Below are 25,553 nucleotides of genomic sequence, written 5' to 3'. Positions count from 1 at the left end.
TTTAGTGCTCCTTTTTTCTTAATTTCTGTTCGAATTTATTGATAGCCATCGCCATGACTGCAACTGGGTTTTCTACCATTTCCCCGTGTCCGACAGCAAGTAAACTTGGGTTTAATTCAGCCAGTTTTCTAGCACTTTTCAGAGCGGTTTGTTTGCTCCACGTACCGAACGCGGGAAATGGAAACAGTGGTCTTATATCCCCTGCAACCGCTATGCCTCCTCTTGTCTGGAAGGCGTCACCTGCTACTAAAGCCTTCGTCCGCAAATCAAGAAATGACATCGACCCAGGTGTATGGCCCGGTGATTCAACCACCCTTAAGTGTCCAAGCTCATCCCCTTCCTTCAATAATACACTGGCTCTAGTTTTCAATTTCTTCGGCACACCGCCTTTAATCGGGGTCTGATCTTCATGGGAATCTAGGGAACGGTCACCGCACATTAATCGGTTATCTCTCACCGAAATATAAACAGGGACGTCCGGCAGTCTTTCCTTTAACAAATCCAGAGCTCCCACATGATCCTCATGGGCATGGGTTAAAACAATCTTTGTAATAGGTTTTCCAATTCTCTCGGCAGCCTGCAATATTCCCTTTGCACTAAACCCTAAGGCCGCATCAATTAGGGTTAAACCGTCGTCTTCTTCCACTAAATAGCAATTCACCGGAAACAAATTCGCCATTAACGTTACCTGATACAAATATCCCTTCTTGATCATTCTCATTATGACCAACCCCTTAACTAATATCATTAGTTTTATTTTAACTAATAACATTAGTTAAATCAAGATGTTTATTGAAAAATTTTCCTATATTATTTTCCCTTCCAGTATGTAACAAATTGTTCAAAGCTTTTTTACGGATATGTGAATTAGTGAACAAAAAACTCTCAATTCAAACTAAATTTGATATATTAACAGTGTAGAAATTATTTAAAACTTATAAACCTTTTAAGGAGATGTTTCAAATGTTTGCACGTTGGTTGAGAGAAAACAAAATTGCCGCTGGAATATTAACCGTCTTACGTCTCTATCTTGGATATTCTTGGTTCACTGCAGGTTTTCACAAAATAACTGGAGGTTTTGATGCAGCTGGGTTTCTGAAAGGTGTGACTGCTAACCCAGTAAAAGGCCCGGATGGTGCCGTTGTTTATGGCTGGTATGTGGAATTCTTAAAAGGCTTTGCCCTTCCTAACGTTGATATCTTTAACTTTATCGTTCCTTGGGGAGAAGTTTTAGTCGGCTTGGGGTTAATGTTAGGCTGCTTAACTACTGCCGCTGCATTCTTTGCCTTAGTGATGAACTTTGCGTTCTTCCTTGCAGGAACTGTATCTCACATTCCTACTGACATTTTCCTTGGCGTGATTATCTTAGCTGCAGGTTACAATGCTGGCCGCATTGGTCTTGACCGTTGGGTTGTTCCATTCTTCCGTAAAACTGTTTTAAAAGCAAACGATCCGGTTAAACTAAACGCTTAACAAAAAATCGCCTCAGTTCCAGCCGAACTGAGGCGATTTTTATTTTGTTCTGCCCAAACTTCTTCCGGCCTGAGATCAGTCGATTTCGGCCTCCAGCATTTCCAATTTGGTCATGTAACAAAGTGTTCAAAGCTTTTTTACGGATATGTGAATTAGCTTCCACAAAGCGCTCAATTCAAGTTTTATTTGCTATATTAACAGTGTAGAAATTATTTAAAATTTATAAATTTTTTAAAGGAGATGTTTCATATGTTTGCAACATGGTTAAGAGAAAATAAAATTGCCGCTGGAATTTTAACCGTCTTACGTTTATATCTCGGATATTCTTGGTTCACTGCAGGTTTTCATAAAATAACTGGAGGTTTTGATGCAGCTGGATTTCTGAAAGGTGTGACTGCTAACCCAGTAAAAGGCCCGGATGGTGCCGTTGTTTATGGCTGGTATGTGGAATTCTTGAAAGGCTTTGCCCTTCCTAACGTTGATATCTTTAACTTTATCGTTCCTTGGGGAGAAGTTTTAGTCGGCTTAGGTTTAATGTTAGGCTGCTTGACAACTGCCGCTGCATTCTTTGCCTTAGTGATGAACTTTGCGTTCTTCCTTGCAGGAACAGTATCTCACATTCCTACTGACATTTTCCTTGGCGTGATGATCTTAGCTGCAGGCTACAACGCCGGTCACTTCGGTTTAGACCGCTGGGTTGTTCCATTCTTCCGTAAAGCAGTAATCAAAGGAAAAGAACCTATTAAACAAACCGCTTAACAACCATTAATCGCCTCAGTTCCAGCCGAACTGAGGCGATTTTATTTCGTTCTGCCCGAATTCTTTTCAGCCTGAGATCAGTCAATTTCGGCCTCCAGCATTTCCAATATCGTCATGTAACAAAGTGTTCAAAGCTTTTTGACCGATATGTGAATTAGCCACCAAAAAGCGCTCAACTCCAATTTGATTTGCTATATTAAGAGTGTAGAAAAGAAATTATTTAAAACTTATAAACCTTTTAAGGAGTTGTTTCAAATGCTTAACAAATGGTTAAGAGAAAACAAAATTGCCGCTGGTATTTTAACTGTCTTACGTTTATATCTTGGGTATTCTTGGTTTACCGCAGGTTTTCATAAGTTAACAGGAGGATTCGACGCCGCAGGATTTTTAAAAGGAGTGACTGCTAACCCTGTAAAAGGTCCTGATGGTGCCGTTGTTTATGGCTGGTATGTGGAATTCTTAAAAGGCTTTGCCCTTCCTAACGTTGATATCTTTAACTTTATCGTTCCTTGGGGAGAAGTTTTAGTCGGCTTAGGATTAATGTTAGGCTGCTTGACTACTGCCGCTGCATTCTTTGCTTTAGTCATGAACTTTGCGTTCTTCCTTGCAGGAACTGTATCTCACATTCCTACTGACATTTTCCTTGGCGTGATGATCTTAGCTGCAGGCTACAACGCAGGACATTTCGGTTTAGACCGCTGGGTTGTTCCATTCTTCCGTAAAGCAGTTTTAAAAACAAACAACCCGGTTAAACATACTGCATAACTAAAAAACACCTCTATCTCAGCCTTGAGATGGAGGTGTTTGTTTTTTGTAGATTAATAGCTGCTATCTTCCTTGAAACTCTGTCTGTTAACGTACCAATTTGTAACCTGTGTCAGGATAGCAAAAACAGCAAAGAAATTCATTGCCCAAACGTTAATAAATGGCGTAAGGCCGCCGAATTCTATCGTAGCATAGCCTTTAAACTTCATGACAATCATGGATTCAATAAAAATCAAAATGAAACCTACAACACCTGCAACCGCCGCTCTTATCATTAGTAATCCCTCCGAAAAGTTTTTGCTATATACTCAAATAATTTTTGTCTAAATTGTGAACTTGTTATACCCATTATATAGCAATTCAGAAGGAAACCAAAGTAAAAAAAATCACATTTTAAAAAAATAATTTGGTTTAAAAGAAAGGTTTCCAAAGTGCCAAAACCGCATTAACCAATACACCGACATGGACAACATCCAACCCTGTGTAAAATTTAAATAGATACGTTCTGCCTTCCGGGCTTAGGAGATCGCCTTCTTCATTCGACGGCTTCATAGCCACTTTATATTTATTCATCCTCGGTACAATATATATGATAAAAAATAGCAGCATAACACTTGCAATCATTTGTTTGACGCCAAGCCAGGTTAACTCGAAAAACCCGTATCCTGCAGCGATTGTCATGAGGATACCTGTTAGGAGCACTCCAACAGTCGCGATTTTAAACATATTCTCTGTGGCTAAAATCATCTTGGCATACTCCATCTCAAGTTCAGTCCCTCTTGCTTTTTTCAAGTTGGGCAGGATATAAAAACGCTCATAAAAAGCACCCCCAAACCAAACCATAACGCTAATTACATGGATTAGCAGCAATAATGTAAACATCGTCTTCCCTCCTATATTTTACGAACCGGCATCCCGTTATCATTTAAATTCTGATAATCCGCTTCAGCGACAGCCTTGAGTTTTTTCAAACTTTTAATAGTCATCCATTTTAAAAAGGGTTCCAAGATATAACGGTCAGCCATATTACCAAACCAAGAACGATTTGTATACATTCGGATATTGGTTGAAAACCTAGACCGTCCATTACCCAAATCCTTGTAATGCCACGATCCCCCGCCTGACTTAAATGGAATGCCTTTACTTGCAACCAACCTGACAGCTGAACGCTGATTCGGTTCAACAGTGACATATTCCATGTCCAATTGAAATGATCCAAACATGCGCCCAATTGATCGGAACTTTGCCCCCTTTTGCGGTGCAATCGCATCCACAAGCTCTGCTTTGACAATTCGAAAGTCCCATTCCGGACGCCGTGCCGGGCTTTGCGTCAAAAGCCATACCGTTTCGACAGGTGCTTCAATATCAACAGAAAAATTGCAACTTGCCATTGTGAATCTCCTCTTTTCTTTTTGTCGTTCAGCATTTACCATTATTAGTAACAATTTGTAAATTCTGATTATCATGGATTTATCTTATTCGAATACGAACGTTGAAACTATTATCCATTGGTATACCTATACGTATAAATAGTCATTGGCACAAAGGAGAGATAAGGATGGCAAAGAGGTGGGGAGACTATATTCGCCAAATGAAGCAGCAGTATTTCATTGGCCGGGAGCAAGAAAAAGAGTTATTTATGAATTATCTTCAAAATGAACAACTAGAGAAGATTCTTTATTACTGGGGTCCGGGGGGCACCGGTAAATCCACCCTGCTGGATGAGTTCTCTCGTTTATCTGCGGAAGAGGACAGCTATTTTTTGTACCTTGACAGCCGTGATTTCCTCCATTCACCTCAGGACTTTTCAAAAAGGATACTCTCGTTGATCAACGGCAAAGAAGCATCTGGAGGATTTGACGAATGTATCGCTGATCTTCACACCAAAGCGGAACAGCAAAAGGTAGTCTTGGCGATTGATACGTATGAAGAAATGAAGGATATGGATGAATGGCTCCGTGAGGATTTTTTCGGAGAATTAAATGACCAGTTTCTCGTAGTGATGGCAGGGCGTTATCCACTTGATGGAGAATGGCTCAATCCGGTTTGGAAACGCATGGTAAGACAAACCCAACTTGCCTTTTTCGATTTGGAGACTACTAAGAATTATGCGGCTTCATTTTCACAATATAGCGAAGCTTATATTCAGCGGATATATTCACTAAGCAAGGGGCACCCATTAACCCTGTCATTAATGATGGGACTATCTGAACAGGATTTTTCGGAGGATAGTCCGGGCGATATTCATAAATTGCTGAAACGGGTTGCCGAAAGCTGGCTGCTTGAAACCCGAGATCCCTTTCTTCAAGAATTAATTAATGCGGCTGCGATGGTCCGTGTTTTTAATCAAGAAACATTAGAAGAAATGCTACAAAAAACCATCTCGGTGGATGAGTTCGGACATTTAGTCTCCCTCTCGTTTATTCGCAGCAGCAAGCGCGGCTGGTTTGTTCATGATTTACTTCGCCCTGTCCTCATCCAGGAATTTAAGCTTAGAAAGCCGACCGTTTATCGTGCCCTTTCGGAAAGATTAATTGCTTACCTTCATAATGTCTTAACATTTAGCTCTTCCGAAACGGAAAAAGCTTTGGCTGCTGTGGATCTGGTTTTTACGTTAGAGGATTACACACTAAGGTCCATTTTTCTAACTGAAACCTCTGAAAGCAGCTATTATGCTGCACCGGTCACGGCTAGCCAGCTGGAGAAGGCCAAGGATTATATGAAGCAAGTCCTTTCAGGGAAACTGGATGTCATTCAGGAATTCTATGACCCGCAAACCCATCAACGCTATGAGAGCATCATGCCTTTTCGCTATATTGAGAATGCCTATAAGATTATCAATCTGGATGAGTGGATTCACTTAAGTGATGATGTAATCTTTTTGATTAAGAACGAACAACACCAGCCTGTAAGCATGGTAGTGAATATTCCAATACACCGTGATTCCCTGCCGATACTAATGAAGAGTCCTATTTCCAAGCATTATTTTAAGAATCTGTCCAAAACTGAGCTCGAGAAACTAAAATCGTCGCCGGACAGTCCATCGGGATGGTATTTCTATCATATAGACCAATGGCTGGACCACAGCCCCCCTGCCAGGACGGCATTTTTCCAATTTATCATGCTGAATTTGATGAAACCAGGGCTGTTTCTGCATTCCTCACCCTTAAAGCTGCATCAGGACACCGTTGCCAACCTGGGGTTTACAGAGGTTGCAGGCGCTGAACATGACGATTACGGGAGTGAGTTCCATGCTAAAACCTTTCAGTTGGATTTACGAGGAGAAAAGTATAAATACTTTATGGAAAGGCTGATTCGAATTCCAAATTCCGGGACAGATGTTTCTGTTCCCGGCCCAAAAAGAGCGGAGAACTTAACCCCAAGGGAAAAGGAGATAGTAGAGTGGGTGTTAAAGGGATTGACCAACGTGGAAATTGCGAAAAACTTATACGTAAGTGAAGTCACCATAAAAAAGCATCTTGGCAGCATCTATGAAAAACTAGGTATAAAAGGAAAAGCCCAGCTTATCAAAAAAATGCTGGACTAATTCTACAAAGGTGTCAGTAAAGTGCCTGACACCTTTTTTATGTTTTGGATTGACCTGCTTCATTTAGGCAAAAGTAATTTTACAGTAGTCCCTGATCCTTCATTACTCTCTATTTCTATTTCACCTTTGTGCAATTTCATGATACTTTTGGCGATATGCAGCCCCAGTCCAGTTCCTCCGGTTTCTCTGCTCCTCGCTTTATCAACTCGGTAAAACCGCTCAAAGATATTATGAATCTCATCCCGCGGGATTCCAATCCCATAATCTTTTACACGAATAATGGCAAATTGTTCTTTCTGCTCTAAGAAAACCTCAATTTTTTCCTGGCTATATTTCATGGCATTGTCCAGCAAAATGATAATTACTTGTTTAATCTTTAATTCATCTGCATGGACAATGATTGGTGACGTGTCATATTCCAATGTTATTTCTCGTCTATAGACATGTTTTAGTTGCTTCAAAATACTTTGGCATAAAGCAACCAGGTTTACTTCGTTGATTTCTAATTCCGTTTCCTTTTCCAGGGTGGCTAAGTCCAAAAACGTATCAGTCATTTTTTGAATTCTCGTTGCCTCAGAATGAATAGCCTGAATGGCTTCGTCAGCCATTTCTTGATTTTCAAGGCCGTGCCTTCTCAGCAGATTTGCATAGCTTTTAATGACCGTTAACGGGGTTTTTAATTCATGGGAGGCATCAGAAATAAACTGTGATTGCTTTGTTAAATTGTCCTGAAGTCTATCTATCATCCGATTAAATGTTCTAGCCAAAGTTTGCAGTTCGTCCTTTGCCCTATTTTGAATGGTGATGGTCTTTGGAACACCGCTTTTTTCAATTTCCTCCATGGTTGTAATCATATTAGAAATCGGTCTCATGATGATATTTGACAGCCATCTTCCTCCGAGTAAAGATAATAAGGCAGCAAGGATCGTACTAAAGATTAAAATCGCTCTAAGAATCTCTTTTCTTGCTTCTAGACCCTGTAATCGTTCTCCAAGCTCGAGGCTTCCTTTCAATTGCTTCGTATTAATCGGAAAATGAACAACCAATACTTGTTCTTCCCCGTTTTTTCCAGAAATTACGTAAGTTTGAGACTGTTGATTTACAGCGTATTTCCCTTTTATCTTTCTGGATAGCACCTTATCGTTTGAAACCTCGTGGACGATTTTGTTCCCGGGCCCGATAATTCGGATATAGGAGTATTCGGATAAAAACCCTTTTAATTTATCCTCCATATCACTAGAGGATTGGCTGTTATCAATTTGTTTTTCAATATCTGCAGCCTTTTGAAAGAGCATATCCTCTTCCATATTGATGGTCGTTTTCATAAATAAGAAGAAGACAACAACATTAACGAGTATTAATATACAAAGCATCCAAGCCGTTGTTAACAGGTTAATTTTCGTCGAAATCTTCATCCGTTTTCTCCTTTATCGTAAAACCAATCCCTCTCACAGTTGTAATCAACGGGACAGAAAAACCTTCATCCACCTTTTTTCGCAGATGTCTAATAAAAACATCGATTACATTGGTCTCCCCCTCGTAATCATAGCCCCATACATTAAGGATGATGTTCTCTCGGGTAACGACTTTGTTTTTATTCATGACTAAATAGACCAAGAAGTCATATTCCTTCGGTGTTAATGTAATAAGTTTTCCATCCCTTTTGACTTCTCTTGATTCCTTATTGATGATTAGATCCCCAACAATTAATTGAAGTTTTTCCCCATTCGGGCGATTCCGCAGGCACGCACGAATACGAGCTAGCAGTTCTTCGATTTCAAAGGGCTTTGTGACATAATCATTAGCACCATGATCCAGGCCTGATACTTTATCAAAAGTTGAATTCCGTGCTGTCAAAAGAATGACAGGAGTCACTGTGTTTTCTCTTCTAAATCTCCTTAATACTTCCATTCCACTTAATTCAGGCAGCATGACATCCAATAAGATTAAATCAACGTCTGTTTGTAAGGCGGTTTCCAATCCAGCCTTCCCATTGTGTTCAACTGTTACCTCATACCCTTCATACTCAAGCTCCATTTTTAAAACCCGGGCAATTTGCACTTCATCCTCGATTACTAAAATGTGTGTTTCCATGAAACATACGTCCTTCCAAAGCTTTTTAAGGAGTTACTATCTTATTGCTTATTTTGAATTTAATATCTCTCCAGTACAAGCCGGAACATCTCAAACAATAAGAAGTTAAAAAAGATCCAGACACCGCCATATACATATCCACCTGCAATGTCGCTTGGCAGCAGAGAGGTTGATGCTATATTAACTATCGCTATTCCTATTAATAAGCTTAAACCAATTAAAGAAACAATAAGGGGAACATAGTTTTTCCTAGAATGACGGACAAGTAAAAATATGCATGTCCCATAAATGATCATCGTTAGAGTACTGCTTAAATCAGGAAAATTACTTGAATGAATTTTGCCTACAAACCCGATTGATTGAAGAAAAGAAAAAGCCTCAATAACTGATTCATGAAACAACCTTGCCCCTAAAATGGAAACAATCAGTAATAAATATTCTAACACCCTATTCTTTCCTTTTCCCCAAATACGGATGACTGTAATTCCAATCATCACACCGAAGGCATACGGAGATTGAAATATTTCAAATACCTTCATCCAACTCATAAATATAGCAGTCTTCACCATATATTCTGTAAGTTCATTAAACTGACTAAACTCACCATATAAATAATCTTGTGCAAGTCCCAGCATCAGAGTAACCATACCAATAAAAACTAAAGTAAGAAAAATAAGAAATACTTCCGCTGCTCTTATCGTTTTCAGTCGTTTAACCAATAACCTTACCCAACGAATAAAGAAGTTTTTAATTTGGACTTTATAAAAACGGTAAACAAAGTAGCCTGCTAACAATACAGCCAAAACAATAACAAAAATAATGAAGTATTTACTTGCCGCGTGATGGAAAACCTCCCAGCGTGGTCCTAAAATCTTTCCTAAGGTAATAAAGCAAATCCCCCATAAAAAAGATCCTATATAAGCAGGAATGATAAATTTTTTAAACGGCATTTTTGAAATCCCGGATATATAACCAGTGAAATGCCTAATTCCAGGTATAAAATAAGCAAAAATCAAGAGTTTACTGCCGTACCGTTCAAACCAAGCAGCTATTTTCTTATACCGTTCGGGTCCAAGATGAATATATTTTCCGTATTTTTCTATAAGTTTATATCCTCCCGCTTTCCCAATCCAGTACGTTGCGGTTATCCCTGCGCCACCCGATAAAAAAACGGTCAGAAGCGCTAAAATATAATTCATTTTTCCCTGATAGACAAAATAGCCAGCATAGCTCATTAAAAATTCTCCTGAAATAGGCAGAGCCATTAATTCCAGAAAAATCCCAATAAATAGGATCAGATAACTATGCTGTTCAAATAAAGTAATTAAATGTGACATATACATGCCTCCAAAATTTTTAAAAAGGAAAACAAAAGGTCGTTTAAATACAATTTAGCACGATAAATCCATATATTTACTATTTTAATGAATTCTTAATCCTTTATTAAGAAAACAAATAGGCGAATGGATAAAATAAAAAAGCTATGAATATGAAGGTTCCTAGCTTTTTTAAAAAGGAAAACTTAATTAAATTTTTTTAACCCTAATTGGACTGACCATTAAGAGGGCAAGGATTAAGGTAATCCATGCATTGCTATATGAGAAGAATCCCATTCCCGCAAGCGGCAGACCGGCAGCTGGAATCGGCAGCCCTTTAAAATAGCCGATGGTTGGCTTGACACTAAACCTGGCTAATCTTAATGCCCCCATCATCGGGAAAAGGATAAATGCCAGAGAGGTTAGAATGGATGGTGCTGCTATTGAATGAAATAAAAGTGCCGGTGCCACCCCAAAACTCACAATATCTGCCAAGGAGTCCAATTCAACCCCTAATTCACTGTTCACTTTTAATTTTCTTGCAATCCTTCCGTCAAGAAGATCTAATACAGCTGAAAAAAATATAAAGATCGAGGCCACTTCGATAAACCCACTCATATTTAAAGTAATAGAAAGAACACCGCACAATAAATTTCCTAATGTAAATAAATTAGGAATCGCTTTTATTAAATGTTTGAACAAGGTTGTCCCCCCTGACTTTTAAATCCCCCATTTTTTTAGCTTTTTCTATATATTCTTCCGTTATTCTTAGAAAGATTTTTCCATCTTAATGAAATATTAATCTTTTATTAAGTGAACAAACAGACTCGTTATATATACTTTGAAGTGCCCAATTTTATTGCAAGTCCAATCATGAATTCACAGCAGAAAATAATCATGTTTTGGGTTAAATCATAGATGGAGTAATGGGAGGAAAAACAATGAAAAAGTTAGTAGAGGCAACCATGCAAAGAGCCATTCTTATGATTGTGTGTGTTGTCATAATCTTGGCCTGGGGCGGGATTTCAGCTTACCAGATGCAGCGGGATTACTTGCCCGGGATTAACAATACGACCCTGACAGTAAGCATGAGAGTTCCGGGGTATCAAGCGGCTCAGGTAAAACAGCAGGTTACTGATAACCTTGCGAGTGCCGTCAAAACAGTGGATGGTTTGTCCAATGTAGAAACAACCTCTTATGACGGCGGCTTATTTATGAGTTTGTATTTTCCAATGAATACAGACATGAAACTAGCCGAGGACCAAGTAAATAAAGCCTTGGCAAATGCCGACCTTCCGTCAACGATTACAAGCACTCCTTCAGTAACTCGATTGACAACAAGCTCGTTCCCAATATTGACCTACAGTGTAACAAGCTCAAAATTGGATGAACAAACACTGCGTTCCACTGCAACACAGGAAATCATTAAACAATTAAAATCCGTTCCTGGTGTAGCGGATGTATCCGCAATCGGTGGTGCAAAAGATGGATATGTATTAACTGTCCGCATGAAAGACCTCGTCAAAAACGGATTAACATTGGATGATGTGAATAAATCGTTTGCTTTGGCTGTTCCATCGATGCCGCAGGGGAATATCGTAAACAACCAACTATCCATTCCAGTATCCTTTGATGGGCTACCATTAACTGAGCAGCAAATGGAAAACGCAACAATTAAGAATAAAGAAGGAAAAGTAATTCCTGTATCGGCATTCGGTACGATTACACACTCCTTAAATGATGTAAAAACAGTCTCAAGAACAAATGGAGCACCAAGTGTTACTTTAAATGTGATCAAAACACCATCGGCTAATATTACTTATGTTGCTGACCAAGTTAAAGAGCGTGTTTCTCATCTTCACTTGGATACAGTAAATCCAAAAAATGTCTCATTCCAAGTTTTACTTGACCGGGAAAAAGAATTAAACAGTTCTCTTTTCGGTTTAGTTCGAGAAGGTTTGCTCGGCTGCTTATTCTCTATGGTCTGTGTGTTCTTCTTTTTCCGAAATGTAAGATCGACACTGTTAATTGCGATTTCGCTGCCAATTTCATTGTTAGCGACAACGGCTTTCTTGAAATCAATGGGCATCACATTAAACATCCTAACGGTTTCTGGATTAATCGTTGCGATGGGACGAATTGTCGACGACTCCATCGTTATCTTAGACAACATGTATCGAAAACGGGAAGAATCGAAAGATAAACCGCTGCTTTCCATTCTTGCTTCATCTGTTGTTGAAATGATTCCAGCTATTTTAGGCTCTACCTTAACGACTATTGCCGTGTATATTCCAATCGCCTTTGTTGGCGGTGTCATCAGTGCTTCATATAGTGGATTCGCTTGGTCTGTCGTGATTGCGCTTATCATTTCATTCTTTGTTGCCATGCTTGTCATCCCTGCTCTTGCTTTTATGGGATGGAAAGGCGGAAACGGAGAAAAACAAACGGTCAAACTCGATGCAAAAATGAAACCAATTTTGCAATCTGCATTCAAGCACAGAAAAGCGATGATTATTGTTTCGATCTTGGTCTTTTTAGGCGCCGGCATTTATTCTGCGTTCCTTCCAGTGAGTTTACTGCCTAGCGGAAAAATCGGACAAATTGCCGTAAAAGCAGAATTGCCTAAAGGAAGCACTCTAATCCAAGTAGATTCTGAAGTGCAAAAAATCGAAAAAGCATTAAAAGAAAATCCGAAGGTGGATGCCTATTCTGCCAATTTTGGTTCGACGATGACGCCGCAAAGTGACGACGTGTTTGACCAAGGCGGCGGCTTTATCACTTATCCGAATGTCGCTAACCTTTCAGTTGTATTAAAGAACGATAAGGATGCAGATTCCGTCATTAAACAGTTACAAAAGCAGCTTCCATCATTATCGAAGGATGTTACTTATACGGTAACAAGCCAAAACATTTCTGGTGATGATTCACAAATGCGTATCTTGTTTACTGGATCCGACCAAGCGACATTGGATCAAGTAGCGCAAGAAGCCAGAACAAACCTATCGAAAATTGCAGACTTGAGTGTCGATGGAAAAGTTGATTTAACAAACGGTGCACCTAAGTACAAGGTGACATTTGACCAAAAGGTGATAGAGGATAGAGGGGTTAAAGTGGCGGACATTCTGACCGTAGTGAACCGTTACATGTCTGCCTCTAAGGATGCCACGATTACCGTTGATCATAAGGCATTTCCTGTGGACCAATATTTAGATCAAATCGCTTCGGGCAGCAACTCAAATATTACATTAGAGGCTTCTGCGGATGATGTTTTAGCTTCGCTTTCCGCTGAAACATTTACAGGCAATAATGGTGATTTAGTCCGTTTTGACCAAATTGCTAAAATCTCAAAAGACCAGTCCCCATCAACGATTAGTGAGCGAGATGGGCAGCCATTCTCTCTGGTGACAGCACAGATTACATCAAATGATATTAGCAAAGTTTCAAGTGAAGCAGAGAAATCCCTAAGCAATATGAAAATGCCTAAAGATGTAACGTACTCATTAGGAGGAATCACCGAACAAGTAAAAGACATGATTTTTGATATGTCGGTAGCTGTTGCCTTTTCAATCCTGTTAGTATTGCTAATTACTTCCTCTATCTTCAAGGGATGGAAGGCGCCATTATCAGTATTATTAAGCATTCCGCTAGCATTAAGCGGTGTGGTTATTGCGTTAATTTTATTCCATGGTGAATGGAACTTAGCAGCATTAATCGGCATTCTAATGCTTACAGGTATTGTCGTAACGAATGGAATTGTGTTGATAGACAAAATTGAAAGAAATCGAAAAGAGGGAATGCCTGTGGAGGAAGCAGTTTTGAATGGCAGTCTTTCAAGGATTAGACCAATCTTGATGACAGCAGCAGCAACGGTCCTTACCTTATTGCCGCTGGCATTATCTCATAACGCAGATACGGTGATTTCGCAAACTCTTGGTATCGTCGTGATCGGCGGTATGGTAACATCGACCATCAACAGCTTTATTATCATTCCGATTATTTATCAATGGCTTCATAAAAAGACATCAAAAAATATATCGATGAATGCTAAGAGTATCAGCTAATATAAAAATGGCTTAGAGTAATGATAAAAAAGGTGACTGACACACTTTTGTGCCGTCACCTTTTTTATCATTAAAATGTCACCAGCATATCCCACGACGTTCCATCAACACCAATCTTTTTAAACCCAAATCTTTTGTATAACTGCAGGGCAGGATTGTTTGGGTCGACGCTTAAAGAGATTCCTTTATATCCGGATTCTTTTGTGATTCTTAGTATTTCACCAAGCAGAACAGTCCCTATCCCCTTTCCCCGGAATTCCGGCATAAGCGCCATTCCCAATAGAGGAGTTTGACTGTCGATATAGCCGTAAGTTTTATTGGATTCATCGAACAATCGAACCCAAACCGCACCGATGGGATGATGATCATTATCCTCTGCAATAATTGCCGTATCCCCGTTTCGGCCCCAGCCTTTTAAAGATTTTTCAATATGCGGCTCGTTCAAAATATCCCTGGATGGCCTCGGCTGCCCTTCTGGTATATAGATAGCTTGATAGAGCATTTCCCATAAAAATTGTTCATCTTTATTGGTCGCGAGTCTAATTTGATAACCGTTCAACTGCTTTCCCCCCTTAATTTTTTGCAATAATTGCATCAAGCCCATGTCTATCATGGAAGATAGGCGATGGCTATGGCCATGAAACTCTAAATGCGATGTAACTTGATTCGGCACTACCACACAGTAAACTCCTGCTTCTCTCGCCGCTTTAAGTCCGTTCAAGGAATCCTCAAAGGCAACAGCTTCGGATGGTTTGATTCCTAGTGCTTTGACAGCTTGAATATATAATTCTGGGTCCGGTTTCACTTTTGAAACATCGTCCCGTGTTTTTATGACATCAAAGTACTTGAAAATATGGAGCTTTTTTAAAAAACCTTCCACCCACTCACGGCTTGAGCTGGAGGCTAAGCCAATTTTCAATCCTAATTCTTTTGCTTCTTTAAGGTAGTCCCTTACCCCTTCTCGCGTGGCGGGCTCCTTCGTTTTTTCTAAAACTAATTCTTTGACAGAGTTTTCGATGACTTCGGGATTAACTGGTGTCGAAAGGTTTTCTTGGATATACGCAAATAATTCTGTGTCTTCCGTTCCTATGACTTTGGAAAACTGCTGCAGAGTAAGGTTTATTCCATAGCCTTTTTCTAGGACTTCTTTATAAGCCTCGAACCAGATTGTTTCCGTATCCACAATTAATCCATCAAAATCAAATATGATTGCCTTCAATTATGTATCACCTCTTTTAATTTAGACGATAGTTTTTGGAAAAGGTTTTACCGAGTCGGAATGTTTTTGCTGGGGTGAAAATTAATAACGACCGGGGATTTATTTTTTATATTGTTCGGGTGTTATGACCCTTTCATAACGACCGAAGACTTGATTTTTTATATTGTTCGGGTGTTATGACCCTTTCATAACAACCGAAGACTTGATTTTCTATATTGTCCAGTCGTTATGAGCCCTTCATAACGACCAGGGACTTGAATTTCTTTATCGTTCGGGTGTTATGACCCTTTCATAACGACCGAAGACTTGATTTTCTATATTATCCGGGTGTTATGAGCCCCTTTATAACGACCGGGGACTTGATTTTCTTTATCGTTCGGGTGTTATGACCCTTTCATAACGACCGAATTCTTGGTTTTCTATATTGTCCGGGTGTTATGAGCCCCTTTATAACGACCGGGGACTTGATTTTCTATATCGTTCGGGTGTTATGACCCTTTCATAACGACCGAATTCTTGGTTTTCTATATTGTCCGGGTGTTATAGCCCCTTTATAACGACCGGGGACTTGATTTTCTATATCGTTCGGGTGTTATGACCCTTTCATAACGACCGAATTCTTGGTTTTCTATATTGACCGGGTGTTATGAGCCCCTTTATAACGACCGGGGACTTGATTTTCTTTATCGTTCGGGTGTTATAAGCCTTTCATAACGACTGGAGCCTTGAATTTTTAAGCTGTCCGGGAGTTATAGCTCTTAATAAGATTGCGGGACCCTATCGGAAAAATGTGTTAAATTTTATCTTAGTAATTGCTGCCCCATGGGGAATCGAGGATTTGATTCATATGGAAGTTAAACCGACTCCAATATTTTTGGCAAATATGAAGCTTATAAAAGTTTATGTAAATCGTGTTAAAACCAAGAAATGGGAAGAAACATGGGATCAATTAAAGATATCAACCCAATCTTCACAACTTCCACATAAGTTCCCTATAAGTTCTACACAAGATACTATTAATATAAAAGTAACTTAATTAGGAAATAAGTTCATTGAACTCATTTCTTAAAACTTCCCATAATTTTGATTGGTGCTTGCGCCAATCTATTTTTTTTGCTTTAAAAATAAAGCCCCTCACTTTAGAGTAAAGTGAAGGGGTAATTTTTAAAAGGTTTCCGCAAATGTCTGGCTTTCTGTTTCAAATGGGTTGTCTTCAATTTCGAAGCCAAGGTCCTTAATTAGTTGATAGTCTTCACTAGCCCCTTGGCCGGCAGTTGTCAGGTAATCGCCGACAAAAATGGAGTTGGCGATAAACAGTCCCAGATTCTGAAGTGATCGTAAGTTAAATTCACGGCCGCCGGAGATGCGGATTTCTTTTGTCGGATTGATGAAGCGGAACAGTGCCAAAATTTTGAGGCAACGTATTGGTGTCAGCTCGTTTAGATCCTCAAGCTTCGTTCCTTTGATCGGATGAAGGAAATTAACCGGAATGGAATCAGCATCCAGTTTCCTTAACGCAAAGGCCATCTCAACGATATCATCATCGGTTTCTCCCATTCCGCAAATAACACCGGAGCAAGGGGAAATCCCCGCTTTCTTCACATTTTCAATCGTTTCGACACGGTCGTCATAATCATGTGTAGTCGTGATATTAGCATGGTGATTGGCACTTGTATTGATATTGTGATTGAAACGGTCAACCCCTGCCTCTTTCAGCTTGATTGCCTGCTCTTCGTTGACCAGCCCCATACAAGCGCAAATCTTGATTTGCTCGACCTCGCTCTTGATCTCCTGAACTGCTGAAATGACCGTATCGACCTCATTGTTGGTCGGTTTCCGTCCGCTCATGACGATGCAGTATGTACCAATTTTGTTTTTCTTCGCTTCTTTGGCACCCTCGACAATCGTCTGCTTGCTGATAAGGGTATACCGGTCGATTTCGGTTTTCGCATTAATCGACTGTGCGCAATAGCCACAATCCTCCGGACATAGGCCGCTTTTGGCGTTAATGATTAAATTCAACTTTACCTTTTTCCCATAATAATGTCTGCGAATTTCATAGGCGGCATTGACCAGGGACAAGATTTCATCGTCTTTGGAAAGCAGGATTTCCTTGGCTTGCTCTTTTGTTAAAACATATCCATCAATCACTTGATTTGCTAGTTTTGACCAACTCAAATTATCACCTCTAATTTTATTTGTTAACTGAAAATACAATTTGGTTTACAAATAAAATTATAAAGCAATTATTCTGTAAATTAAACCATTTTGTACCAAAGTTTTAAGAAAGGTTTTCGAGAAATTGGGGAAATACAGGTTTTTGAGCAAGTTAACAAGAGTAAATCTTCACAACTTCCCCACAACTTTCCCCCAACTTCTACATAACTTTTCACTATTATAAAAGTAACTTAATTAAGAAATAAGTTCCTTGAACTCATTTCTTAAAACTTCCCATAATCTTGATTGGTGCAGTCACCAATCTATTTTTTTTGCCCTTTTTTCCAATTCATTGTTAAGATTCAATTAGAATATATTTTTATTAGAGAAGGAGGAGTCCAATGCACATAGAAGATTTTTCGCCGACACAAGGGTTTGCCAGGATGTTAGACAAGGAGGATGCCCTATCGAGGTTCCGTGATGAGTTTTACATAAAGCCAGATTCCATTTATATGGACGGGAATTCGTTAGGACTACTTTCCAAACGGGCGGAACGTACACTTCTCGATACTATCGAGGATTGGAAGGACTATGGAATTGACGGCTGGACAAAAGGAAAGCAGCCATGGTTTTTCCTGTCAGAAAAATTGGGAAAAATGATCGCACCGCTTATAGGGGCAGCTCCTGACGAAGTAATTGCAAGCGGTTCCACAACTACTAATCTCCATCAGCTCGTTGCTACTTTTTATAAACCAACAGGTTCCCGCACGAAAATATTAGCGGATGAATTAAACTTTCCTAGTGATATTTATGCTTTAAAAAGCCAGCTGCAGGTTCATGGTCTTGATCCAGATGCTCACCTTATATCCTTGAAGAGCCGCGATGGCAGATTCATAGAAGAGGACGATATGATCGAAGCGATGACTGATGAGGTAGCCTTGGTAATCCTTCCGACGGTATTGTACCGTAGCGGGCAGGTGCTGGATATGAAACGGTTAACCTTGGAAGCACACAAGCGCAATATTTTAATAGGCTTTGATGCCTGCCATTCAATTGGCGCCATCCCCCATTCCTTCAGCGAATGGGATGTTGATTTTGCCTATTGGTGCAATTACAAATATTTAAACGGAGGGCCTGGGGCCGTCGGCGGCTTGTATGTGAATCGGAAACATTTTGGGGCATCCCCTGGTTTAGCCGGATGGTTTGGCTCGAACAAAGAGAAGCAATTTGACCTGGAGCATACCTTTACACCGGCGGAAACAGCGGCCGCATATCAAATTGGCACACCGCATGTTTTGAGCCTCGCCCCGCTTATTGGCTCCTTGGAAATGTTTGCTGAAGCCGGGATTGAGAATATTCGGCAGAAATCTTTGCATCTTACCCAATATCTAATGAAATTAATTGAACATGAGTTAGCTAACATGAATTTCATCATCGGAAACCCTCGAGAGGATTCCCGCCGCAGTGGACATGTCAGTCTTGAGCATGATGAGGCGGCCCGAATTTGCAAAGCATTAAAGGAAAATGGGGTCGTTCCAGATTTCCGTGCTCCTAATATTATCCGGCTGGCTCCGGTTGCCCTTTACAACACCTTTGAAGAAGTTTGGAAGGTTGTTCAAGTTTTAAAGATCATTATGTCGGAAAAACAGTATGAAAAGTTTGCCAACGAGCGGGATATTGTCGCGTAGCCTTAGGTCTTTTTTTAAAAAAATTTCCTAAAGGAGCCTAGATATATGGAAAGCGATGCGCAAGACCAAAACTTGAATTTAGACAAGGAAATTCAGACTGACTTTCAAAAGGAAATGTCCTACGGAGATTATCTTCATCTCGATAAAGTTTTATCAAGCCAGAACCGGTTATCCGACCACCACGATGAAATGCTGTTTATCATCATCCACCAGACGAGCGAGCTATGGATGAAACTGATTCTGCACGAATTGAACGCAGCCATCCAATGTATTCTCCGAAACGATTTGGAGCCATCATTTAAGATGCTGTCGCGCGTTTCCAGGATTCAGCAGCAGTTAATCCAGTCGTGGAATGTTCTCACGACCTTGACGCCTGCTGATTACATGCAATTTCGCCATAAACTTGGACGTTCTTCTGGGTTCCAATCGTATCAAAATAGGTTGATTGAGTTTGCTTTAGGTCAGAAAAATACCGGGACATTGGCTGTTTATCGGCATCAGACTGATCTATATAAAAAGATGTGTGATGCTCTAGGCGAGCCCAGCATATATGATGCAGCCATCTCGGCCCTTGCGGCTAATGGATTACCTGTTGATGAGGTTGTGCTGAAACGAGATTGGTCGGTGAGTTATGAGCCGAATAACAGTGTCGAGGAGGCGTGGCTGGCTGTTTACCGCAATACCGATAGATACTGGGACCTCTACGAACTGGCTGAAAAGCTGGTCGACATCGGCAATCAGCAGCAGCTTTGGCGGTTTCATCATATGACGACAGTGGAGAGAATTATTGGGCATAAGAAGGGAACTGGCGGATCCTCCGGTGTTCCCTATTTAAAAAAGGTCATTGACCATCAATTCTTTCCGGAGCTCTTGAGCCTCAGGACAAAGCTGTAATACACTTAGGCTATAAATGTGTTGGAGGCGGTATTTAAATGGATAAATGGATAGATATTTCGCAGCGGCTGGATAACAATATTACGGTTTGGCCGGGGGATACCCCTTTCTCTTATCGGGTGAGTTGGAGTATGGAAGAGAGCGGCTCATGCAATGTCGGCGAAATCACGATGAGTGCTCACACCGGCACCCATATTGATGCCCCCTACCATTTCGATAATGATGGAAAAAGGGTATTTGATTTGGATATAAATTTGTATATTGGTCCGGCGCGGGTTGTTCATTTGCCGAATGTGGCGAAAATAGGAGTTAAGGAGCTTAACGGTGTGGATTTGGAAGGGGTTGAGCGGCTTTTAATTCGGACTGATGCTTGGTCAGACCGTCGTGCGTTTCCTAGCTCAATTCCCCCAGTAGAGCCTGAGTTAGCGGCTTATCTTTCTGAACGGGGTGTACGGCTGCTTGGACTCGATTTGCCATCCGTGGATGAGTTGGATAGTAAAGAACTTTCCGCCCACCATGAGCTTACTCGCTGTGGGATTCATATTTTAGAGGGATTGGTCTTGGATGAGGTGGAGCCAGGGGATTATGAGTTGGCTGCATTGCCGCTGCCTTTGGTGGAGGCTGATGGGAGTCCGGTACGGGCTGTGATTCGGAAACTTCGATAGATTTTACCTATCTGGGTAAAGAGCTTTTCATTCATAGGGTATGGAATCTGGCTTTTTTCGGTAGTTCTGGTCTTATGAGGTTTTCATAAGACCATTTTCTATGCCTTTTTTACCTTTTCCGGTTTTATGAGGGTTTTCTTAAGACCACTTCTCTTCCTTTTCTTCACCCCCTTTGGCCTTATGAGGCTTTCATAAGACCTTTTCTCCTCCTTTTCTCTACCCTTTTTGGTCTTATGGGACTTTCATAAGACCATTTCTTCTCCTTTTCTCTACCCATTCTGGTCTTATGAAGCTTTCATAAGACCATTTCTCTTCCTTTTCTCTACCCATTCTGGTCTTATGAAGCTTTCATAAGACCATTTCTTCTCCTTTTCTCTACCCATTCTGGTCTTATGAAGCTTTCATAAGACCATTTCTTCTCCGGTTATTCACCTATTCTGGTCTTATAAGACTTTCAAAAGCCCCTTTGTCCTCCTTTCTTCACCAGTACTGGAAAAATTTGTATTTTTAAAAATAATCCATTGATTTTGTAAAATTTACCCTTTATAATAAATCCAATATATTCATCATAAGCGATGACGAGGAAAAGTAAAATGACGATACTTTCACCAGAGAGCTTCGGTAGCTGAAAAGAAGCAAAGTGACTCATTTGAACAATGGCCTCTGAGCTCCGTTCTGAACGTTACACCCTGTAACTAGTAGGCTGCGGCGAGAGTTGGTACTCGTTATCAAAACCACAGTATCGAACATCAATGTTCCGTACTTGCAGAGACTGATTGCGTGAGCAATTAGTAAATTAAGGTGGTACCACGGGATATTAATACAACCCCGTCCTTATCTATTTTCAATGGATAAGGACGGGGTTTTTTGTTTTTTCAAAAAAGGAGGGTATTGAGAAATGAATGTATTTATTGGAGGGGCTTGGCCGTATGCGAATGGATCGCTGCATCTCGGTCATATCGCAAGCCTGTTGCCAGGCGATATTTTGGCCCGTTATTATCGGCAAAGAGGAGAAAATGTATTGTACGTTTCGGGAAGTGACTGCAACGGGACGCCGATTGCCATCCGCGCCAAACAGGAAGGTGTCTCCCCTAAGGAAATTGCCGACCGCTACCACAACGAGTTCGACGACAATTTTAAAAGGCTGGGATTTTCATACGATTGTTACACGAGAACAGATTCAGAGCATCACCATAAAACGGTACAGCAAATTTTCTTGGACCTCATCAACAACGGCTATATTTATAAAAAAGAAATCGAGCAAACGTATTGTGAATCCTGCGAGCAGTTTCTTCCCGACCGATACGTCGAGGGGATTTGTCCCAACTGCGGTCAGCCATCACGCGGCGACCAATGTGATTATTGCTCCACCATTCTGGACCCAATCGACCTATTAGAGAAAAAGTGCAAGCTATGCGGGAATACTCCGGCTATTAGGCAAACAGAGCACTTCTATTTTTCATTAAAGAATTTCAAAGAACCGCTCACAAACTTGGTTTCCAGAGCTAAAGAGAATGCTGCCTGGCGGGAAAATGCTATCCATTTAACTGAAAGATACATCAACGAAGGCTTACAGGACCGGGCTGTCTCTAGAGATTTACCAGTGGGAATCAGCGTTCCTATAAAAGGCTATGAAGAGAAAAAAATCTATGTTTGGATTGAAGCAGTATCGGGGTATTACTCCGCCAGCAAAAAATGGGCCTTAGATTCCGGAAAAAATGATTCAAAATTTTGGGGTGAGGACGCCGTTTCTTATTATGTGCACGGAAAAGACAATATTCCTTTTCATAGTATCATTTGGCCAGCGATTTTACTCGGCATTCAAAACAAAAAGCTGCCAGACCATATTGTTTCGAATGAATATTTAACACTTGAAAAGAAAAAGATTTCGACCAGCCGCAATTGGGCTGTGTGGGTACCGGATACCTTGGAAAAATATCATCCCGATTCGATTCGCTATTTTTTAACGATTAATGCACCTGAGAATCGAGATACTGATTTTTCTTGGAGGGAATTTATTTATAGCCACAACTCGGAGTTGCTTGGCGGATATGGTAATTTGGTCAATAGGACGTTGAAGTTTATTAGTAAATATTACGAAGGACAAGTACCGACTGGCTCGATTGATCCTAGTATTTACGCAAAAATCCAAAATGGCTACCAGTCCGTCGGCAAGCATATTAAAAACGGACATTTTAAACAGGCATTAGAAGAGGTTTTCAATCTGGTGCGCTTTGCTAACAAGTATTTTGACGAACAAAAGCCATGGAAACAAATCGACGAAGATAAAAGTGAGTGTGACGAAACGATTTTTAATTGCACGATTATCATACTCAATCTAGCGCAATTATTGGCACCGGTTTTGCCTTTTTCCAGCAAAGAGGTCAATCAGATGTTTGGACGGTCCGAGTTTACATGGAAACCTATTGACTCTGTCCCGGACAAAATTATCGAAGTAAAGCCTTTATTCGACCGAATTGACGTGAAAGCCATTGACAAGGAATTAGAAAAATTAAATACCCAATCCAATTAAAAAAGCTAGCCTGGGCTAGCTTTTTATCTATATTTATTGATTTCCGTCACCAGCGTCTGCAGTGCTTCTCCTTGCTGGGATTGCTTCATCGTCATGTGGATTTCCCCGCTCTTTTGGTCAAGCGTTTCTAAATGTTTCAGAAGTGATTCACTGGTTAGTTGTTCTTCTTCAAGAGTGAGTGAAAATCCTTTTTCCGCAAAAGCTTTTGCGTTTAAAATTTGGTCGCCCCTGCTTTGCTGCAGTCCCAGTGGAATAATCAGCATCGGGATTCCTAAGGCCAAAAATTCAAAAATGGCATTGGATCCGCCACGAGTGATGACAAGATCGGTAGCCGCTAAAACGTCGGCGAGTTCCTCGTGCATGTACTCGAATTGTCTATATCCAGAAATACCTTCCAGGCTTGGGTCGAGATTGTTTTTTCCGCACAAATGAGCAATTTGGTACTTGGCTGTCAGTTGTTTTAGAGAACCTCTCACTACCTCATTAATCTTCCGTGCCCCCAAGCTTCCGCCCATGATGGTCAGTATCGGCCGGCCGCTATGGAACCCCAGGAACCTTCGCCCCTTTTCCTCCGAGCCTTGCAGAATTTCCTTCCTGATTGGAGAGCCGATCGCCTTCACTTTGCTTTTTGGAAAATATTTTTCGGTCTCTTCAAAGGATGTAAAGATTTTGTCTGCGAATCGTTGCGAAATCTTATTCGCCAGACCTGGGGTCATATCACTTTCGTGAATAAATATTGGGATTTTTAAAGACCTGGCCGCGATAATGACCGGTACAGATACAAATCCGCCTTTTGAAAAGACCAAATCAGGCTTTAATTTCTTTAAAATTCTTCGTGCATCCAGGCAGCCCTTCAACACCCTGAAAATATCCTTAACATTTTCAAGATCGATGTACCTTCTTAACTTCCCGCTGCTGATGCCATGATACGGAACCGCAATTTTTTTAATTAATTCCTTTTCGATGCCTTTCTTTGAACCAATATATTGGATATCCCAGTCATTCCGAATTTCACTGATGATGGCCAGATTCGGGGTCACATGACCAGCAGATCCGCCTCCTGTAAAAACAATCGTCTTTTTCGCCATTATTGCCTCCTGCATACATTCGCATAATAGCTTAATTATATGTAATAAGTGAAGGCAATACCATCACTATAGGGAAAAATGCAGGGAAAATTTAAAGAGAAAGCAGCCTCCAGAAAGCATGCAATTAATTTTTTAAGTATAATTTCCATACTTGTCCATTTCAAAAAACATCATCAATGAATAGATTATAGTATCCCATGAAAAAGGGAGGTGAGTTGTATGTACGGCGGTGGCTATGGCAACAGCTTCGTGTTGATTGTCGTTCTATTCATCTTGTTAATCATTGTTGGTACAAGCTTCGGCAGATACTAATCCTTATTTAAGACAACCCTCCTAAAACCTCCAACCGTTTTGAAGCGTGGCAGCCACCACGCTTCTTTTTTCATTTTATTAGAATAAGGAAGAAAAAGACCAAACCTGAGATTTGGTCTTTTTTACGGTTTTAAGCCACTTTAATTGCTTTGCCAAACGGCACTCTAGGAAGGAATACACCTGGTACGAGCCAAAACATTTCATAATCAAGCTTTTCTAAGTCCTCAGAAAAAAAGCCGGTAACATCGGTAATATAAAACAGCGTATCAATTTGTTCTTCCTTTGCCCACTCAAGAACTAATGTATAGGAGGATTTCCCGTGAGAATACCATTTAATGGTGTCACTTTTTATCGGAGAAATGCTCCTTATTTTAAAATCTGCTTGAACCAAAATAGTATCGGGTTTTACTGTTTCAAACAGTTTGACTATGTTATTGATGAGAATCGTTGGGGCATCATTACTGGAAGTGTCCACTGCCAAGGCCACCTTTTTATCCTGACGTTCCTGAATCATCGAAAGAATCCGCTTATGCCATTTCACACCGTTTCCCCCTTTGCAATATTCAAGCGACCGCTATTATTTTCGGTAAGAAAGAAGCGGTTTATGATTGGATAAATGCGCCAGAAAAATGCTGTAACGAATGTATTTCATGGGGAAAATTATGCTTATTAAAATAAATTTTTTACGGTTTATCTAAGTGGTTTAAGGGTGAGAATACTTCATGTTTAAAAAGAAAATTTGAAAGGATCAATCGCTTGATTCAATCCGCCGCTCACCACACGTGAAAGCAGTTTTAAGCTTCATAAAATCATACATAAGAGCTGCCTTTCTCCCTTTATCCGTATACCTGTTTCTTTTTTGTTTCAGGCAGGCCATAAACTCAAAATCGCATTGGCATGGGTCGATTCCTTTGCTTAAACAAAAGTCATGCCGCTGACAGCATTCATCAACATCATTAATCGGGGCTCCCGGCCCGCTGCA

At 40.4% G+C, this 25,553-nt stretch carries 23 protein-coding genes, 1 pseudogene and 1 other annotated feature; of the genes and pseudogenes, 11 read left to right on the top strand and 13 right to left on the bottom strand.

Translation table 11 applies throughout. The features are described from left to right. Position 1 precedes the first annotated feature (1 nt). On the bottom strand, positions 2-721 hold the full coding sequence (locus tag V5M37_RS04865; protein ID WP_423801019.1) for an MBL fold metallo-hydrolase: 720 nt from the start codon (positions 719-721) through the stop codon (positions 2-4). Positions 722-963: 242 nt separating this feature from the next. Here V5M37_RS04865 and V5M37_RS04860 point away from each other — a divergent pair, with 242 nt between their 5' ends. From V5M37_RS04860 to V5M37_RS04850, 3 genes are all read left to right on the top strand, one after another. Beyond that, positions 964-1,473: a DoxX family membrane protein gene (locus tag V5M37_RS04860; RefSeq protein WP_423801018.1), complete on the top strand. Its 510-nt coding sequence runs from the start codon at positions 964-966 to the stop codon at positions 1,471-1,473. Positions 1,474-1,722: 249 nt separating this feature from the next. Then, positions 1,723-2,232 (top strand): DoxX family protein, encoded by a 510-nt coding sequence (locus tag V5M37_RS04855; protein WP_423801017.1) that lies wholly within the window; start codon positions 1,723-1,725, stop codon positions 2,230-2,232. Between the two features lie 255 nt (positions 2,233-2,487). After that, positions 2,488-2,997: a DoxX family protein gene (locus V5M37_RS04850; RefSeq protein ID WP_423801016.1), complete on the top strand. Its 510-nt coding sequence runs from the start codon at positions 2,488-2,490 to the stop codon at positions 2,995-2,997. 53 nt (positions 2,998-3,050) lie between these two features. Here V5M37_RS04850 and V5M37_RS04845 read toward each other — a convergent pair whose 3' ends face one another. The 3 genes from V5M37_RS04845 to V5M37_RS04835 form a co-directional block, all read right to left on the bottom strand. After that, positions 3,051-3,272: a hypothetical protein gene (locus V5M37_RS04845; protein ID WP_213146436.1), complete on the bottom strand. Its 222-nt coding sequence runs from the start codon at positions 3,270-3,272 to the stop codon at positions 3,051-3,053. A gap of 136 nt (positions 3,273-3,408) precedes the next feature. Continuing rightward, complete coding sequence (locus V5M37_RS04840) at positions 3,409-3,879, bottom strand: DUF2269 family protein (RefSeq protein WP_423801015.1); 471 nt, start codon at positions 3,877-3,879, stop codon at positions 3,409-3,411. Positions 3,880-3,890: 11 nt separating this feature from the next. Continuing rightward, positions 3,891-4,388 carry an SRPBCC family protein gene (locus V5M37_RS04835; protein WP_423801014.1) on the bottom strand — a complete coding sequence of 166 codons (498 nt, stop codon included), beginning with the start codon at positions 4,386-4,388 and terminating at the stop codon, positions 3,891-3,893. 167 nt (positions 4,389-4,555) lie between these two features. Here V5M37_RS04835 and V5M37_RS04830 point away from each other — a divergent pair, with 167 nt between their 5' ends. Further along, positions 4,556-6,544 carry a LuxR C-terminal-related transcriptional regulator gene (locus V5M37_RS04830; protein ID WP_423801013.1) on the top strand — a complete coding sequence of 663 codons (1,989 nt, stop codon included), beginning with the start codon at positions 4,556-4,558 and terminating at the stop codon, positions 6,542-6,544. Positions 6,545-6,603: 59 nt separating this feature from the next. On the opposite strand, the gene V5M37_RS04825 is transcribed toward V5M37_RS04830, so the two are convergent. The 4 genes from V5M37_RS04825 to pssA all read right to left on the bottom strand — a co-directional run bounded on the left by V5M37_RS04825 (position 6,604) and on the right by pssA (position 10,656). Continuing rightward, the gene (locus V5M37_RS04825) at positions 6,604-7,959 is read right to left on the bottom strand and encodes a sensor histidine kinase (protein ID WP_423801012.1); all 1,356 of its coding nucleotides are present in this window, start codon (positions 7,957-7,959) and stop codon (positions 6,604-6,606) included. After that, positions 7,937-8,638, bottom strand: a complete 702-nt coding sequence (locus V5M37_RS04820) for a response regulator transcription factor (protein ID WP_423801011.1) — start codon at positions 8,636-8,638, stop codon at positions 7,937-7,939. Before V5M37_RS04820 ends, V5M37_RS04825 begins: the two co-directional genes overlap by 23 nt. Positions 8,639-8,697: 59 nt before the next feature. Then, positions 8,698-9,975 (bottom strand): VTT domain-containing protein, encoded by a 1,278-nt coding sequence (locus V5M37_RS04815; RefSeq protein ID WP_423801010.1) that lies wholly within the window; start codon positions 9,973-9,975, stop codon positions 8,698-8,700. A gap of 189 nt (positions 9,976-10,164) precedes the next feature. Next, positions 10,165-10,656: a CDP-diacylglycerol--serine O-phosphatidyltransferase gene (gene pssA, locus V5M37_RS04810; RefSeq protein ID WP_423801009.1), complete on the bottom strand. Its 492-nt coding sequence runs from the start codon at positions 10,654-10,656 to the stop codon at positions 10,165-10,167. 239 nt (positions 10,657-10,895) lie between these two features. On the opposite strand from pssA, the gene V5M37_RS04805 reads away from it, so the two are divergent. After that, on the top strand, positions 10,896-14,015 hold the full coding sequence (locus tag V5M37_RS04805; protein ID WP_423801008.1) for an efflux RND transporter permease subunit: 3,120 nt from the start codon (positions 10,896-10,898) through the stop codon (positions 14,013-14,015). A 70-nt stretch (positions 14,016-14,085) separates the two neighbouring features. On the opposite strand, the gene V5M37_RS04800 is transcribed toward V5M37_RS04805, so the two are convergent. Next, positions 14,086-14,517 carry a GNAT family N-acetyltransferase gene (locus V5M37_RS04800; RefSeq protein ID WP_423802573.1) on the bottom strand — a complete coding sequence of 144 codons (432 nt, stop codon included), beginning with the start codon at positions 14,515-14,517 and terminating at the stop codon, positions 14,086-14,088. A 69-nt stretch (positions 14,518-14,586) separates the two neighbouring features. Next, a pseudogene (locus V5M37_RS04795) lies at positions 14,587-15,234 on the bottom strand (HAD family hydrolase); the annotation flags it as partial. Positions 15,235-16,024: 790 nt separating this feature from the next. Here V5M37_RS04795 and V5M37_RS04790 point away from each other — a divergent pair. Next, entirely contained in the window at positions 16,025-16,270 is a 246-nt protein-coding gene (locus V5M37_RS04790) for a nucleotidyltransferase family protein (protein WP_423801007.1), read from the top strand. A 128-nt stretch (positions 16,271-16,398) separates the two neighbouring features. Here V5M37_RS04790 and bioB read toward each other — a convergent pair whose 3' ends face one another. Continuing rightward, positions 16,399-17,412, bottom strand: a complete 1,014-nt coding sequence (bioB, locus tag V5M37_RS04785) for a biotin synthase BioB (protein WP_423801006.1) — start codon at positions 17,410-17,412, stop codon at positions 16,399-16,401. A gap of 380 nt (positions 17,413-17,792) precedes the next feature. Here bioB and kynU point away from each other — a divergent pair, with 380 nt between their 5' ends. From kynU to metG, 4 genes are all read left to right on the top strand, one after another. Then, positions 17,793-19,079 (top strand): kynureninase, encoded by a 1,287-nt coding sequence (gene kynU / locus V5M37_RS04780; RefSeq protein ID WP_423801005.1) that lies wholly within the window; start codon positions 17,793-17,795, stop codon positions 19,077-19,079. A 45-nt stretch (positions 19,080-19,124) separates the two neighbouring features. Continuing rightward, positions 19,125-19,973, top strand: a complete 849-nt coding sequence (gene kynA / locus V5M37_RS04775; RefSeq protein ID WP_423801004.1) for a tryptophan 2,3-dioxygenase — start codon at positions 19,125-19,127, stop codon at positions 19,971-19,973. A 38-nt stretch (positions 19,974-20,011) separates the two neighbouring features. Further along, on the top strand, positions 20,012-20,638 hold the full coding sequence (gene kynB, locus V5M37_RS04770; protein ID WP_423801003.1) for an arylformamidase: 627 nt from the start codon (positions 20,012-20,014) through the stop codon (positions 20,636-20,638). Positions 20,639-21,204: 566 nt separating this feature from the next. Then, positions 21,205-21,477 (top strand) — a binding site (T-box leader). A 59-nt stretch (positions 21,478-21,536) separates the two neighbouring features. After that, positions 21,537-23,171 carry a methionine--tRNA ligase gene (gene metG / locus V5M37_RS04765; protein ID WP_423801002.1) on the top strand — a complete coding sequence of 545 codons (1,635 nt, stop codon included), beginning with the start codon at positions 21,537-21,539 and terminating at the stop codon, positions 23,169-23,171. Positions 23,172-23,194: 23 nt separating this feature from the next. Here metG and V5M37_RS04760 read toward each other — a convergent pair whose 3' ends face one another. After that, a complete protein-coding gene (locus V5M37_RS04760) occupies positions 23,195-24,259 on the bottom strand; it encodes an undecaprenyldiphospho-muramoylpentapeptide beta-N-acetylglucosaminyltransferase (protein ID WP_423801001.1) in 1,065 nt (354 codons plus the stop codon). A gap of 219 nt (positions 24,260-24,478) precedes the next feature. On the opposite strand from V5M37_RS04760, the gene V5M37_RS04755 reads away from it, so the two are divergent. Then, the gene (locus V5M37_RS04755; RefSeq protein WP_423801000.1) at positions 24,479-24,571 is read left to right on the top strand and encodes a YjcZ family sporulation protein; all 93 of its coding nucleotides are present in this window, start codon (positions 24,479-24,481) and stop codon (positions 24,569-24,571) included. A 130-nt stretch (positions 24,572-24,701) separates the two neighbouring features. On the opposite strand, the gene V5M37_RS04750 is transcribed toward V5M37_RS04755, so the two are convergent. Beyond that, positions 24,702-25,112, bottom strand: a complete 411-nt coding sequence (locus V5M37_RS04750) for a hypothetical protein (RefSeq protein WP_213146421.1) — start codon at positions 25,110-25,112, stop codon at positions 24,702-24,704. Positions 25,113-25,553 lie beyond the last annotated feature (441 nt).

This window comes from Neobacillus sp. SAB-20_R2A (assembly GCF_049568635.1).
Taxonomy (GTDB): Bacteria; Bacillota; Bacilli; order Bacillales; family Cytobacillaceae; genus Neobacillus; species Neobacillus citreus.
Note: the sequence above shows the minus strand (reverse complement) of the source record. Positions and strands in the feature narration are given on the sequence as shown.